Origin of the sequence: Pararhodobacter sp. CCB-MM2 (assembly GCF_001691415.1) — a bacterium.
Taxonomy (GTDB): domain Bacteria; phylum Pseudomonadota; class Alphaproteobacteria; order Rhodobacterales; family Rhodobacteraceae; genus Pararhodobacter.
Window position 1 is genome coordinate 1 of record NZ_LRRR01000043.1, and the last position, 13,525, is coordinate 13,525.

At 67.4% G+C, this 13,525-nt stretch carries 12 protein-coding genes; 2 read left to right on the forward strand and 10 right to left on the reverse strand.

Annotated features, from left to right (window positions below; translation table 11 throughout):
* Positions 1 to 169: 169 nt before the first annotated feature.
* Positions 170 to 1,543, forward strand: coding sequence for an L-serine ammonia-lyase (locus BCY78_RS22730; protein ID WP_068306406.1), 1,374 nt, complete (start codon positions 170 to 172; stop codon positions 1,541 to 1,543).
* 90 nt (positions 1,544 to 1,633) lie between these two features.
* Here BCY78_RS22730 and BCY78_RS22735 read toward each other — a convergent pair whose 3' ends face one another.
* Both BCY78_RS22735 and guaD read right to left on the reverse strand, forming a co-directional pair.
* Entirely contained in the window at positions 1,634 to 2,086 is a 453-nt protein-coding gene (locus tag BCY78_RS22735; protein ID WP_068306408.1) for a hypothetical protein, read from the reverse strand.
* A gap of 72 nt (positions 2,087 to 2,158) precedes the next feature.
* Positions 2,159 to 3,448 carry a guanine deaminase gene (gene guaD, locus BCY78_RS22740; protein ID WP_068306410.1) on the reverse strand — a complete coding sequence of 430 codons (1,290 nt, stop codon included), beginning with the start codon at positions 3,446 to 3,448 and terminating at the stop codon, positions 2,159 to 2,161.
* 224 nt (positions 3,449 to 3,672) lie between these two features.
* On the opposite strand from guaD, the gene BCY78_RS22745 reads away from it, so the two are divergent.
* Entirely contained in the window at positions 3,673 to 5,580 is a 1,908-nt protein-coding gene (locus BCY78_RS22745; protein ID WP_068306412.1) for a Hint domain-containing protein, read from the forward strand.
* 111 nt (positions 5,581 to 5,691) lie between these two features.
* Here BCY78_RS22745 and plsY read toward each other — a convergent pair whose 3' ends face one another.
* The 8 genes from plsY to rpiA form a co-directional block, all read right to left on the reverse strand.
* Positions 5,692 to 6,297 carry a glycerol-3-phosphate 1-O-acyltransferase PlsY gene (plsY, locus tag BCY78_RS22750; protein WP_068306414.1) on the reverse strand — a complete coding sequence of 202 codons (606 nt, stop codon included), beginning with the start codon at positions 6,295 to 6,297 and terminating at the stop codon, positions 5,692 to 5,694.
* Positions 6,297 to 7,574 (reverse strand): dihydroorotase, encoded by a 1,278-nt coding sequence (gene pyrC / locus BCY78_RS22755; RefSeq protein WP_068306415.1) that lies wholly within the window; start codon positions 7,572 to 7,574, stop codon positions 6,297 to 6,299. The genes plsY and pyrC overlap by 1 nt, the downstream gene beginning before the upstream one ends.
* Before the next feature lie 79 nt (positions 7,575 to 7,653).
* Positions 7,654 to 8,196, reverse strand: a complete 543-nt coding sequence (locus BCY78_RS22760; RefSeq protein ID WP_068306417.1) for a hypothetical protein — start codon at positions 8,194 to 8,196, stop codon at positions 7,654 to 7,656.
* A gap of 74 nt (positions 8,197 to 8,270) precedes the next feature.
* Positions 8,271 to 8,720 (reverse strand): hypothetical protein, encoded by a 450-nt coding sequence (locus BCY78_RS22765; RefSeq protein ID WP_068306419.1) that lies wholly within the window; start codon positions 8,718 to 8,720, stop codon positions 8,271 to 8,273.
* Between the two features lie 72 nt (positions 8,721 to 8,792).
* Positions 8,793 to 9,824, reverse strand: a complete 1,032-nt coding sequence (gene hflC, locus BCY78_RS22770) for a protease modulator HflC (RefSeq protein ID WP_068306421.1) — start codon at positions 9,822 to 9,824, stop codon at positions 8,793 to 8,795.
* Positions 9,824 to 11,014 (reverse strand): FtsH protease activity modulator HflK, encoded by a 1,191-nt coding sequence (gene hflK / locus BCY78_RS22775; protein ID WP_068306423.1) that lies wholly within the window; start codon positions 11,012 to 11,014, stop codon positions 9,824 to 9,826. Before hflK ends, hflC begins: the two co-directional genes overlap by 1 nt.
* Before the next feature lie 132 nt (positions 11,015 to 11,146).
* Entirely contained in the window at positions 11,147 to 12,535 is a 1,389-nt protein-coding gene (gene gorA, locus BCY78_RS22780; protein ID WP_068306425.1) for a glutathione-disulfide reductase, read from the reverse strand.
* Between the two features lie 153 nt (positions 12,536 to 12,688).
* The gene (rpiA, locus tag BCY78_RS22785) at positions 12,689 to 13,471 is read right to left on the reverse strand and encodes a ribose-5-phosphate isomerase RpiA (protein WP_068306427.1); all 783 of its coding nucleotides are present in this window, start codon (positions 13,469 to 13,471) and stop codon (positions 12,689 to 12,691) included.
* Positions 13,472 to 13,525: the final 54 nt, after the last annotated feature.

Below are 13,525 nucleotides of genomic sequence, written 5' to 3' on the forward strand. Positions count from 1 at the left end.
CCCACCCACCCCGGGCGCTTCGGCCGCCTCCCGGCCGGGCATTAGGTTGAGTATTTGGGACAAGGTGAGGAGGGCAGGGCGCAAAACGTGGCCTTGGTGTCGCTGGCGGTCGCTTTGCCCGTCGTCGCATGGTTAGGGTGGCCCGAAACGCCTTTCGGAGCGCCCTCCTATGTTCCTCTCCGTCTTCGACATCTTCAAAATCGGTGTCGGCCCGTCTTCCTCGCATACGATGGGGCCGATGGTCGCCGCTGCGCGCTTCCTCGACCGGCTGCGGGCCTCGCCCTTCCATGCCCATGGGCTGCGCGCCTCGCTGCATGGCTCGCTCGCCTTCACCGGCGTCGGGCATGCGACGGACCGCGCGACGATCCTCGGGCTTGCGGGCTTCCTGCCCGAAAGCTTCGATGCCGCCCGCGCCGAAGCGGTGATGGCCGAGATCGAGGCCACGAAGACCGTCAGCCCGCCCGATCTGCCGGTGTTGAAATTCGACCCCAAGGCCGATCTGATCTTCGACTACGGCCCCGCACTGGCCGGCCATGCCAATGGCATGATCCTGATGGCGACCGATGCGCAGGGCGACGTGATCCTGCAGGAGACCTATTATTCGGTCGGCGGCGGTTTCGTGGTGACCGATGCCGAGATGCAGGCGGGCGAGGCCGGGCCCAAGGGCGCGCCGGTGCGCTTCCCCTTCGAGAGCGCCGAGGCGATGCTGGCGATGGCCAAGGAAAGCGGGCTGTCCATTGCCACGATGAAGCGCGCGAATGAGCTGACCCGCCGCGACGCGCAGGCGCTGTCCTCGGGGATCCAGCGGATCTGGGCGGTGATGAATGCCTGTATCGAGCGCGGTCTGACCGGCGAGGGAATCCTGCCTGGCGGGCTGAAGGTGCGCCGTCGCGCCAAGGGCATCCATGATGCGCTGATGGCCGAGCGGGGGCTGAACCTGACCGCGCCGCATGTGATCAACGACTGGATGTCGGTCTATGCGATGGCGGTGAATGAGGAGAACGCGGCCGGAGGGCAGGTGGTCACCGCGCCCACGAATGGCGCGGCGGGCGTGGTGCCGGCGGTGATCCGCTATTACCTCGACCATGTTCCGGGGGCCTCCAGCGACAAGGTCGAGGATTTTCTGCTGACGGCCTCGGCCATCGGCGGGCTGATCAAGCACAACGCCTCCATCTCCGGCGCGGAATGCGGCTGTCAGGCCGAGGTTGGCTCGGCCGCGGCGATGGCGGCGGCCGGGCTGTGCGCGGTGATGGGCGGGAGCCCTGAGCAGGTCGAGAACGCGGCCGAAATCGCATTGGAGCACCATCTTGGCATGACCTGCGACCCGGTGAAGGGCCTCGTGCAGGTGCCCTGCATCGAGCGCAATGGTCTGGGCGCGATCAAGGCGGTCTCGGCAGCATCCTTGGCGTTGCGCGGGGACGGGGTGCATTTCATGCCCCTCGACAATTGCATCGAGGCGATGCGCCAGACCGGTGCCGACATGAGCGAGAAATACAAGGAAACCGCTCTGGGCGGCTTGGCCGTCAACGTGCCGAACTGCTGAGCTTTGCGGTGAGGGGAGAAGGGGGGCTGTCTGCCCCCGTCGCTGCGCTCCTCACCCCCCGAGGATAATTTCGGAACGAAGATGAACGGGTCAGGGGGCCGGCGTGGCGCCCAGGGCGAAGGCTGCGCGGACGGCACTGTCGGGGCAGAGTTGCGGATAGCTGGTGACGGGGGCGCTGCCGTCCATCACATCGGTGATCGCGCGGAGGGTGCCATCGGGGTGGTCGAAGCGGGTGACTGTGGTGCTGTCACTCTGCGTCATGCCGTCCGAGACCCAGCCGGCGCAGGCCGTCTGATCGCCATCGGTGCGGCACTCGACCTCGCTGTCGAGGATCAGTCGGGGGCCGGCGTCGGTGTCGACCCGCAGAAAGCTTTGGCGGTGACCGTCCGCATAGATCAGTGAGAAGCCGGTTTCGCACAGAGCGGTGAGATCCTCGGCGCCGAGGTTGGGCGTCGAGGGGTAGGACCAGAAGCCGGGTCCGGTCTCGGCTAGGACAGGGGCCGGCAGAAGCAGCGCGACGGCGGCGATCGGGAAAAGGCGCATGGAAATCTCCGGGATAAAATGTCCCGACAGGATGCGCCCGGTCCTGCATTCTGTCGAGGGTCTCGACGGGCCTCAACGGGGACGTGATGGACGCCCGGCGACATAGGTTTCCACCACCGCGCGGTCATCGCCCATGATCAGGAGGGCGAAGAGCTCGTCCTTCAGATCCTGCGCGGCCTCCATGCGGATCGCCAATTCCGGCGTGGCGCGGCTGTCGAGGACGGTGATATCCGCCTCGGTCCCGGCCTGCAGCGTGCCGATCCGGTCGGTCAGGCCCAGCACATCGGCATTGCCGCGGGTGATCCACCAGAAGCCGGTCAGCGGGTCGAGGCTGCGCTTTTGCAGCTGGGCGATCGCATAGGCCGCGCCGCCGGTCTTCAGCATCGACCAGCTCATGCCGGCGCCGATATCGGTGGCAATGCCGGAGGTGGCGCCATGCGCCCGCAGCGCCGCCTCGTCGAAGAGCCCCGAGCCCAGGAACAGGTTCGAGGTCGGGCAATGCACCGGATGCGCGCCGGTCTCGCCGATCACCGCGCGTTCGCGGTCCGACAGGTGGATGGCGTGGCCGAGCAGGGACTTGGGGCCCAGCATGCCGTAGCGGGCGTAGATGTCGAGATAGCCCTCGGCCTCAGGATAGAGGGAGCAGGCGAAGGCGATTTCGTCGAGGTTTTCGGACAGATGGGTCTGGACGTGACACTCGGGGTGGCGGGCGATCAGGGCGCCGGCGGCCTCCATCTGCGCGGGGGTCGAGGTGATCGCGAAGCGCGGCGAGATCGCATAGAGCGCGCGGCCGCGCCCGTGCCAGCGGTCGATCAGCGCGGCGCTGTCGTCATAGGCCGATTGTGGCGTGTCCTGCAGGGCCTCGGGCGCGTTACGGTCCATCAGCACCTTGCCGCCGAGCATGCGCATGCCGCGGCCTTCGGCCTCGGTGAAATAGGCCTCGACCGAGGTGGGGTGGACCGAGCAGAAGGCGGAGGCCGTAGTCGTGCCGTTCGACAGCAGCAGGTCGTAGAAGGCCTTGGCCATGCGCGCGGCATGGGCGGGATCGGCGAAGCGCGTCTCGGCCGGGAAGGTGTAGATGTTGAGCCAATCCATCAGCTGCGCGCCCCAGCTGGCGACGATCTGCACCTGCGGGAAATGGATATGGGTGTCGATGAAGCCCGCCGTGATCAGATGCGGGCGGTGGTCGGTCACAGGCACGCCCGGGACAGCCACGCGGTCGAAGTCACCCATCGCCACGATCATCCCGTCGCGCAGATGCACGGCACCGTCCTCGAACCAATCGAGGGCGTCGGTGTCGCTCACGCCCTCGGGGCGGCGACGGAAGGACAGGACGCGCCCGCGCAGGATGGTTTCGGTCATGGTCTGGCTCCGGCTTCTGAGGGCCAGTCTAAGCCCTGCCGCACGGCGGGGAAATGCGCGAAATCTCTGGGGCACTTTGCGATGCGGCTTGAAAATCGCGCTGCTCACGGCGGAACCAACCTGTTTCCCGATGCCGCACAATTGCCCCGATTGAGGCCGAAGCAATCCACAATCGAGGGCTAGACCCCGGTGAAAGAGTTTGCCCCCGTGCAGGAGCCGCCCTCATGAGTAACACCGTCAACGACCTGATCCTCACCGATGTCTCGGGCTTCGCGCCCGGCGATTCCCTGACCCTTGGCTCGGGCCTGACCGGCATCGGGGACAGTGCGATCAGCACGGCGACCGGCGCGGCCGGGCGGATGTCGGTCGGCGACGGCTTCGTGATGGACGGGCTCATCGGCTCGATCACCAGCCTCAGCACGCTCAGCGCGGATGTCACCTATTCCAGCGCGGTCGGCGGCAGCGTCACGGCCACCATGACCCTGCTGGTCATCGAGGTGACGGACCCGGATACCGGCATCGCGTCGCAGATGCTGGTGCCCTTCGACAGCAATGGCGATCTGGTGAACATCACCTCGATCGACATTGTGGCGACCAACACCACCCCCGGCATGACCGAGGTCAACTTCGCCAATATCGACGCCGATGATACCGTGACATTGGCCACGCCGGGCACGGTCGACGGCACCGATGCGGGCGAGTCGATCAGCGTCGGCTACACCGACACCGACGGCGATACCGCCAGCGACAGCGGCAGCCGGATCGATGCCAACGGCGGCAACGACACGGTCTATGGCGGCATTGGCGACGACACGATCAACGGCGGCGCGGGCAACGACTGGATCTTCGGCGGGGCCGGGAATGACCTTCTGTCGGGCAACGACGGCAACGATTCCATCTGGGGCGATGCCGGCGACGACACGCTGTACGGCAATGAGGGTGACGACAAGCTGATCGGCGGCGAGGGCAATGACCTCATCATCGGCGGCGAGGGCAACAACATCCTCTACGGTGACAGCGCCTTTGGGGACACCGGCGGCAACTCGCCCTCGGATTCGCCGGAACCCGGCTATGGCAATGATACGCTGGTGCTGGGGAATGGCGACGACACGGCCTATGGCGGCTCGGGCGACGATACCTTCGACGTGTTCGACGGCTTCGGCAACCATGAGATCGTCGGCGGTGAGACAGGCGAGACCATCGGCGACAAGATTGATGCGTCGAAGATGACGCTGGACACCACGCTGATCTACACCGGCAACGAGGCCGGGACGATGACGGACGGCGGCAACACCGCCAATTTCGCCGAGATCGAGAATGTCTACATGGGCTCGGGCACCGACACCGCGCAGGTGCTGACCTCGACCAACGGCTATGTGCATGGCGGGTCGGGCTTCGACACGCTGGTGCTGCCCGATGCTTCGGAAGGGGCGGTGGTGACCATCACCGGGACCATCGACAACGGCGATGGCACGTATTCCCAGACCGGCTACGTCGTCTTTAAGGACGGCAAGCGGCTGGATTTCGAAAGCTTCGAGAAGATCATCTGCTTCGCGCCGGGAACCCTGATCGACACCCTGCGCGGCCGCGTCGCGGTCGAGGATCTGGTGCTGGGCGACAAGCTCTTGACCCGCGACCACGGCTATCAGGAGATGACCTGGATGGGCCGTCGCGACATGACCGCAGCCGAGATGGCCATGGTCCCCGCCGCGGCGCCGGTGCGCATCGCGCAGGGCGCGCTGGGCCGGGGCCTGCCGGAGCGTGACCTTGTCGTCTCGCCGCGTCACCGCATGCTGATCAGTGGGCCGCGCGCCGAGCTGATGTTCGGCGAAAGCGAACTGCTGGTGGCGGCGGTGGACCTGATGGGTCTGCCGGGCGTCAGCCGCATCGTCGAAGGCGACGTGAGCTATCTGCACATCATGTGCGCCCGTCATGAGATCATCCGCGCCGAGGGGTCCTGGACTGAGAGCTTCCAGCCTGCTCTGGGCGTGATCAACGCGCTGGAGAAGAACACCCGCGCCGAGCTGCTGGGCCTGTTCCCCGAGCTGGCGACGGAGGCCGGGATCGCCTCGTTCGGGGCGGCGCGGCCGGTGCTGTCGGGCGACGAGGCACGGGCTCTGTTCGCGGCCTGACGGCCCTTGGCCAAGGTCGTATGAGTATTTGCGACAAGGTGAGAATGCCAGAAGGCGCGCAAGGGGATCGCGCGCCTTCTGCGTATTTGGGGCAGCGTGAAAGGGCGGGGATTACTTGCCGACCTTGGGCTCGGTTCCGGCGATGAGGCGCTGGATATTCGCGGTGTGGCGGATCCAAACGAGCGCGGCGAGGGCTAGGGCCAGAAGGATCATGCTTTGCGGGCCGAAGACCCAGAGCCACCCCGCCGCTGACAGCGAGGCCACCAGCGCCGAGGCCGAAGAGATCCGCGTCAGCGCCAGTCCGGCCAGCCAGGTGGCGCAGCACAAAAGGCCCACCGGCCAGGCCAGTGCCAGCATCGTGCCGAGGAACGTCGCGACGCCCTTGCCGCCCTTGAAGCCAAGCCAGACCGGGTACAGGTGGCCGAGGAAGGCGGCGAAACCGGCGAGTTGTGCCGCGTCCTCACCCAGCAGCGCGCGGGCGATCAGCACGGCGATGCCGCCCTTGCCCGCGTCCAGCAGAAGGGTGGCCAGCGCCGCACCCTTGTTGCCGGTGCGCAGGACGTTGGTCGCGCCGATGTTGCCCGAGCCGATTTTGCGCACATCGCCTAGCCCCATCGCGCGGGTGATGACCACGCCGAAGGGAATGGAGCCCAAGAGATAGGCGCCGATCCCGGCGAGGATCAGCAGGATCGAGGCGGTGGTGATCTCCGGGAACATCAGGCGACCTCGCGCGCGTAAACCGGCTGACCGGCGACCCAGGTGCCCAGCACCCGGCCCTGCAGCCGCGCCCCGTCGAAGGGCGAGTTCTTGGACTTCGAGCGTAGCGTGAAGCGGTCGAGCACGAAAGGCGCGTCCGCATCAAACCACACGAGGTCCGCCGGCGCACCGACCGCCAGCCGCCCGGCGTCGAGGCCCAGCCGTTTCGCCGGGTTCAGCGCCATCGCGCGCCACAGCTGCGGCAGGGTCAGTTGGTCGTTGTGATAGAGGCGCAGGGCGGCGGGCAGCAGGGTTTCCAGACCCACGGCGCCGGGGGCGGCTTCCTCGAAGGGCAGGCGCTTGGATTCCTCGTCCTGCGGCATGTGCATGGACCCCACGACGTCGATCAGCCCGGACCCCACGGCCTCGATCATCGCGAGGCGGTCTTCTTCCGAGCGCAGGGGCGGGGTCAGTTTGAAGAAGCTGCGATAGTCGCCGACGTCGTATTCGTTCAGCGTCAGGTGGTGGATCGAGATCCCCGCCGTCACATCGAGCCCGTTCTTCTTGGCGCGCTCCAGCGCGGGCAGGGTGCGGGCGCTGGTGACCTGATCGGCGTGGTAACGCGCGCCGGTCATCTCGATCAGCGCCATGTCGCGGTCGAAGGCCATGCGCTCGGCCATCGGCGAGACACCGGGCAGGCCCCGCAGCGAGGCGAACTTGCCCGAGGTCACGGCCGAGCCCTTGCTCAGGCCGGGGTCCTGCGGGTGGCCGACGACCAAGGCGCCCAAGGACCGGGCGTAGGTCAGGCAGCGCGAGAAGATCTTGGTGTTCTCGATGACATGATCGCCATCGGTGAAGGCCACGGCGCCCGCGTCCTGCAGGAAGCCGATCTCGGCCATCTCGCGCCCCTCGCGGCCCCGGGTCAGGGCGGCCATGTGGTGCACATGCACTGGCGCCTCGGCCCCGGCGCGGCGGCGCAGGAAGTCGAGCGCTTCGGGCGTATCGGTGGCGGGCGTGGTGTCGGGGCGGGTGATGAAGGTGGTGACGCCCCCCGCGGCGGCAGCGAGGCCGGCCGAACGGTAGCTCTCCTTGTGGCGCGCGCCGGGTTCGCCGACATGCACACCCCAATCGACCAGACCGGGGGCGAGGCATTTGCCGCGCGCATCGATCACCTCGGCCCCGGCGGGGGCGCCGCCGTTCAGCGCGGTGATGCGACCGTCCTCGATGGTGAGGCTGCCGGTGGTGACGCTATCGCCCTCGGGGTCGATCAGCCGGGCGTTGGTGAAATGCAGAATCATGCGCGCCGCCTTCTGTCCTGCCCCCCTTGGTGGGGGCTCGGCGGCCTCTATAACGCTGTCGCGGCGGCGGCGCTACCGGTCAGGCGGCCTGCAGCGCCGCGCGAATGGTGCGCGCGGCACCGGGCGCGTCGGTCAGCCCGTGCAGCTGAATGGATTGCGCGCCGACACCGTCAAGGCGCAGCAAGGCGGGGCCGACGGCAATGCGCCCGATCTCGGCCAGAGGCAGCGACGCCCCGAGGTCCGTCACCACGCGCCGGTTGGTCACGACCCAGCCGCAGCGCGACAGGGCGCGCAGGTAGCACAGGGCCGCCAGTGAGAAGGGTAGAAGCGCCAGATAGGCCTCGGACGGGCGCGCGCCGAGCAGCCATTGCTCGGCCAGCGACAGCGCGATGGTCAGCGCGAAGATCGCCACGGCAGCGAGCCGCATCAGCCGCCCGTCGGGATTGAGGCGCAGGAGCAGCTTCTCATCCGGGGCGAGGCGCAGCGCGGGGCGGGGTGTCTTGAACGCCTGTCGCACCGGGGCAAGGCCGGGGGCGGTCAACAGCGCGGTGAGCAGGCAAGCGGCCAGCGCCACGAAAATCAGCGCGGGGGGAAGGGCAGGGAGGTCAGAGGTGTGCATCATCGCTCGAATCCTTTGCTTGGATCTGAGGATGGGGCGCTTGGCCTTGCAGACCAGTTAACCGGGCGTGCGAAGGGTCACGATACGCGGCGTTTCGCGCGTTTATCCCGCGCCTCGGTGATTTTTCCGACCACGTTCGCGGCATCTGCCATGTGCTTGAGCAGGTGCTTGTCGCCGGATCGGGTGATCACCTGCACATCGCCGAGGAAGGGGCGAACGCGCTCCAAGTCCGTCAACGGGACGGACCGCTGGCCGCCGGGCAGGACCAGCCGGCGGTCGGTGAGTGTCCAGCTGAGGTTGAGCGTCTCGGAGGAGAGGTAAGCGGCGCGCACCCCCACGGCGAGGATCGCGCCCAGAGAGCCGATGGCGGGATAGGGGCTGTCGATCGCCCAGAGGACGCCGCCCGCCAGTGCCATCAGGCCCACGGCCATAACCCCGTGGTCACGCCAGTAGCGGCCGCGGTCCGGGCGATAGGTCTCAAGAATGGTCTCGCCGGGTTCAAGGATCGGGGCGTCGAGGTTGGTCATGGCGGTCACGGGGGTACGAGAGGGCAAAAAGAAACGCGCCCCCGAAGACGGGGGCGCGCTTGTGTGTCGGGATCAGTTGGCCGGAGCGGTTTCCGTTTCCGGTGCGGCTTCCGCATCGGGGGCCGGCTCTTCGGCCGGAGCCGCCGTCGGGGCCTCTGCCGGCGCTTCGGCCTGCGTCGCGGCCGGCTCCTCGGCCTGCGGGGCCGGTGCGGCGGCTTGGGCCGCGGCTACGGTGCCCGCCGGATCGATCTGGCGCAGGAAGCGGAAGAAGTCGCTGTCCGGGGCCAGAACCATCGACGCGTTGTCGCCGGTCAGCGCGCGCTCATACGAGGTCAGCGAGCGCGAGAAGGCGAAGAAGTCCGGGTCCTGACCGAAGGCATCGGCATAGATCCGGTTCCGCGTCGCATCGGCTTCACCGCGCACGATCTCGCTGTCACGGCGGGCGCTGGACACCAGTTCCACCACCGTCCGGTCGGCTTGGGCGCGGACACGCTGGGCGGCCTCGTTACCCCGGGCGATCTCGTCCGCCGCTTCGCGTTCACGCTCGGCGCGCATACGGGCATAGGTGGCCGAGAGGTTCTGCTCGGGCAGGTCGGTGCGGGTCAGACGCACGTCGATCACGTCGACGCCCAGCGAGCGGGCCTCGCGGTCCACGACGTCCTGGATCTGCTCCATCAGCTGCGTGCGGTCTTCCGACAGCACGGCATTCGACGGCACCGAACCGAGGATTTCGCGGATGGCGGCGTTCAGGATGCGCTCGATGCGGACCTGAGCGGCGCGGACACCCTCGGTGCCGACAGCCTGACGGAAGCGCTGCACATCGGCGATGCGCCAGCGCAGGAAGGCGTCGACGACCAGACGACGGTCATCGGCCGGGGTGACTTCCAACGGCTGCGATTGCAGGCCGAGGATCCGGGCATCGTAGCGCACGACTTCTTGGATGAAGGGCACGCGGAAATACAGGCCGGGGTCCGAGCGGACCTGCTTCACCTGACCGAATTGCAGCACCAGCACGTTTTCGCGCTCGTCGACGACGAACATCGAGGACAGCACCAGAGCGGCGGCGATGATGACGGCGGGAATGAGGAGAGTGACGCGTTTCATCAGTTGCTCCCCGAGTTCGATTGCGTCGAGCGGCTGCTCGTGGTGGGGGCCGCGCCTCCGCGCAGGGTATCCAGCGGCAGGTAGGGCACCACGCCCGAACCACCGTTCTCGCCGGTCACACCGTCGAGGATGGTCAGGTCCATGCCACCAAGCACGCGCTCCATGGTTTCCAGATACATCCGCTGGCGCGTCACGTCGGGCGCGTTGCGGTATTCTTCCCAGACCGCGAGGAAGCGGCTGGCTTCACCCTCGGCCTCGTTGACGACCTGGGCGCGATAGGCTTCGGCCTCTTCGAGCACCTGCGCGGCTTCACCGCGGGCACCGGCGAGGACGCGGTTGGCATAGGCATCGGCCTGACGCTCAAGGCGGTCACGCTCCTGCCGGGCGGCCTGCACTTCGCGGAAGCTGTCGATCACCTCACGCGGCGGGTCGGCCCGGTCGAAGTTGATCCGGATCACGTTGATGCCGGCCTCGTAATCGTCGAGGATCCCTTGCACGGCCGCACGCAATTCGGCGGCAATCGTGCCCCGGTCGCGGTTGAGAATGGGCGAGAGTTCCGAGCGCGCAATGATGTCGCGCATCGCCGATTCCGCCGCCGCACGGACGGTGTTGGCCGGATCCGCGAGGTTGAACAGGAAGTCGGAGGGGTTGGCGACATTCCAGACGACCTGGAATTCGATGTCCACCACGGCCTCGTCCCGCGTCAGCATCAGGCCCTGATCGAGCGCCGAGCGACCCGCGCCGACCTCGGTCACGCGTTCAGTCGTGGTCTGCACGATCTCGGCGGTGATGACCGGCCAGGGGGCGAAGTTCAGACCCGGGTTGCCGGTCGAATATTCCTGACCGAACAGCAGCTCCACCGAGCGCTCTTCCGGGCGCACCGTGTAGAACGAGGCATAGGCCCACAGGCCCGCCAGCACCACGGCGCCCAGCAGAACGCCGCGCCCGGTGATGCCCGGACCACCGGTCCCGCGACCACCGCCGCCAGTGCCGTTCGAGCCGCCACCGCGACCGCCCATCAGGACTTTCAGCTGTTGCTGGCCCTTCTTCACGAGGTCATCGATCTCGGGAATCTGGGGACGCTCGGGCCCGTTGCCGCTGCCGTTCGGGCGGTTCCCCCCACCCGAATTGCCGCGGCCCCCGTTATTCGAGCCACCGCCGCCCCACGGGCCTCCACTGTTGCCTGACATGGCCTCTCCTTGGTTCAGGTCTGTCATCCGGTCTGTATCATGCCCTCAATTGGGCACGATGGGCAGGGTTTCAAGCCAAATCGCCCGCGACTTCCCCGCCCTGACCGCCATTTTACCGCGGCAGACGGGCCCTCAGCCCTGCCGCGAAACCGAGCGCGTCGGCTTCTTCATCAGCACCAATTCCTCGCTCATCGTCGGATGCACGGCAATCGTGGCGTCGAAATCGGCTTTCGTTGCGCCCATCTTCACCGCGACACCGGCGATCTGGATCAGCTCGCCCGCGCCGGGTGCGACGATATGACAGCCCAGCACACGGCCCGAGGCCTGATCGACCACCAGCTTGAACATTGCCTTCGTCTCGGCCCCGATGAACGAGGTCTGCATCGGCCGGAAGCTGGCGAGATAGACGTCGATATCATGCTCCTTGGCCGCCTCGGCCTCGGTCAGACCGACGGTGCCGGCCTCGGGGCGGGTGAACACGGCCGAGGGGACGTTGGTATGGTCGACCTTGGTGGTCTTGCCGCCGAAGACGGTGTCGGCGAAGGCATGACCTTCGCGGATGGCGACCGGTGTCAGCTGGATGCGGTCGGTCACGTCGCCCACGGCGAAGATCGAGGGGATGTTGGTCTGCGAATAGTCGTCGACGATGACCTCGCCACCCTTGCCCATCGTGACGCCAGCCTCTTCCAGCCCCAGCCCCTTGGTGTTGGGGGTGCGACCCGTTGCGAACAGCACCGCTTCGAAGATCCGGTCGCGGCCTTGGTTGTCCTTGGCGCGGAACCGTCCGTCCTCCAGCTTTTCCAACGACACGAGGTCGGTGTTGACCTCCAGCGCGACGCCCTGCTGCACCAGCGCCGCCGCGACATGCTCCTGCAGGTCGGCGTCGAAGCCGCGCAAGATCTGCGCACCGCGGTACATCTGCGTCACCTGCGTGCCGAGGCCCTGATAGATCTCGGCCATCTCGCAGGCGATGAAGCCGCCGCCCATGACCAGCAGGTTCGCCGGAAGCTTGTCGGCGAGGAACACCTCGTTCGAGGTCCAGGCACCGACGTTGCGATAGGGCTCGGGGATGAAGGGCGTGCCGCCGGTGGCGATCAGGATGTGCTTGGTGGTCACCACGCGGCCATCGGCCAGCTTCACCTCATGCGCGCCGGCGATGGTGGCGCGCTGGTGATAGATCGTAACCCCGGCGCTTTCCGCGTTGCGGGTATAGATCGATTCCAGCCGGTTCAGCTCGGCGTCCAGCTTGTGGCGGAAGGCCATCCAGTCGAAACGGCCCTTCTCGACCTGCCAGCCATAGGCCGCGCCCTCGTCCATGGACTGGCCGTGACCGGCGGCGAAGACCATCAGCTTCTTCGGCACGCAGCCGCGGATGACGCAGGTGCCGCCCATCCGGTATTCCTCGGCCATGGCGACCTTGGCGCCGTACTCGCTGGAGGCGATCCGCGCCGCCCGCACCCCGCCGGAACCGCCCCCGATGACAAAGAGATCGTAATCGAAGGAAGCAAGCGGGGCGGACATGAGATCTCTCCGTGAAAGGCGTTGGCCCCTTACCTAAGCGGCCCCCGGAGAGAGGACAAGCCAGAGGGACGCCGCCCACCACCTGCGCGCTGCGCCTTGCCCTTCATTCTGCCGAAAATACGCACCTTTCCGACCGCTCCGCCTGCGCGCGGATCAGATATCGCGGAAAATGTTGTCTTCTTCCTCGAAGACGATGCGCTCATGCTCGACCGAGCCCGAGGCGATGTCACGCATCTCGACCCGCCCGTCGCCATAGCCGATGACCACGGCGTCGCAGATGTCGATGAAGAGCCCGTTCTCCACCACGCCCGGCACCTGATTGAGGGCCAGCGAGAGCTGCCGCGGGTTGCCGATCCGGCCCAACCCCAGATCGAGGATGTGGTTGCCCTGATCGGTGACGAAGGGCGCCTCGCCGTTCATCCGCAACGTGGCCTGCGTGCCCATCACGTCCATCGCGTTGAGCATCTCTTCGATCAGCATCCGGGTGGATTGCCAGCCGAAGGGGATCACCTCGACGGGGAGGGGGAAATTGCCCAGCGTCTTCACCTCTTTCGAGGCGTCGGTGATGACCACCATCCGGTCCGAGGCCGCGGCGACGATCTTCTCCATCAGATGCGCACCGCCGCCGCCCTTGATCAGCGTCAGCTCGGCGTCGAACTCGTCCGCACCGTCGATGGTCAAATCGAGCCACCCGGCCTGATCCAGCGTGACGACCTTCAGCCCCAGCTCTGCCGCCAGATCGGCCGACCGGTTCGAGGTCGCCGCACAGGTCAGGCGCAGGTTCTCCTCCTGCGCGCGGGCGGCGAGGGCGCGGATCATCCACGCCGCCGTCGATCCGGTGCCGAGGCCCAGCTTCATCCCGTCCTCGACCAGATCCACCGCCCGGCGGGCAGCGGCGTACTTGGCGCGGTCGATGGGCGTCAGTTGCAGGGACATGGGGGCACTCCTGATCCGGTCGGGCCGGTTATAGCAACGGGCCCGACGCCGGGA

Bases quoted from the DNA above. Each gene is read 5' to 3' on its own strand.
- BCY78_RS22760 (WP_068306417.1), bottom strand. From the start codon at position 8,196: ATGATGCACACCTCTGACCTCCCTGCCCTTCCCCCCGCGCTGATTTTC.
- BCY78_RS22735 (WP_068306408.1), bottom strand. From the start codon at position 2,086: ATGCGCCTTTTCCCGATCGCCGCCGTCGCGCTGCTTCTGCCGGCCCCT.
- gorA (WP_068306425.1), bottom strand. From the start codon at position 12,535: ATGTCCGCCCCGCTTGCTTCCTTCGATTACGATCTCTTTGTCATCGGG.
- guaD (WP_068306410.1), bottom strand. From the start codon at position 3,448: ATGACCGAAACCATCCTGCGCGGGCGCGTCCTGTCCTTCCGTCGCCGC.
- hflK (WP_068306423.1), bottom strand. From the start codon at position 11,014: ATGTCAGGCAACAGTGGAGGCCCGTGGGGCGGCGGTGGCTCGAATAAC.
- BCY78_RS22765 (WP_068306419.1), bottom strand. From the start codon at position 8,720: ATGACCAACCTCGACGCCCCGATCCTTGAACCCGGCGAGACCATTCTT.
- hflC (WP_068306421.1), bottom strand. From the start codon at position 9,824: ATGAAACGCGTCACTCTCCTCATTCCCGCCGTCATCATCGCCGCCGCT.
- BCY78_RS22730 (WP_068306406.1), top strand. From the start codon at position 170: ATGTTCCTCTCCGTCTTCGACATCTTCAAAATCGGTGTCGGCCCGTCT.
- BCY78_RS22745 (WP_068306412.1), top strand. From the start codon at position 3,673: ATGAGTAACACCGTCAACGACCTGATCCTCACCGATGTCTCGGGCTTC.
- pyrC (WP_068306415.1), bottom strand. From the start codon at position 7,574: ATGATTCTGCATTTCACCAACGCCCGGCTGATCGACCCCGAGGGCGAT.
- plsY (WP_068306414.1), bottom strand. From the start codon at position 6,297: ATGTTCCCGGAGATCACCACCGCCTCGATCCTGCTGATCCTCGCCGGG.
- rpiA (WP_068306427.1), bottom strand. From the start codon at position 13,471: ATGTCCCTGCAACTGACGCCCATCGACCGCGCCAAGTACGCCGCTGCC.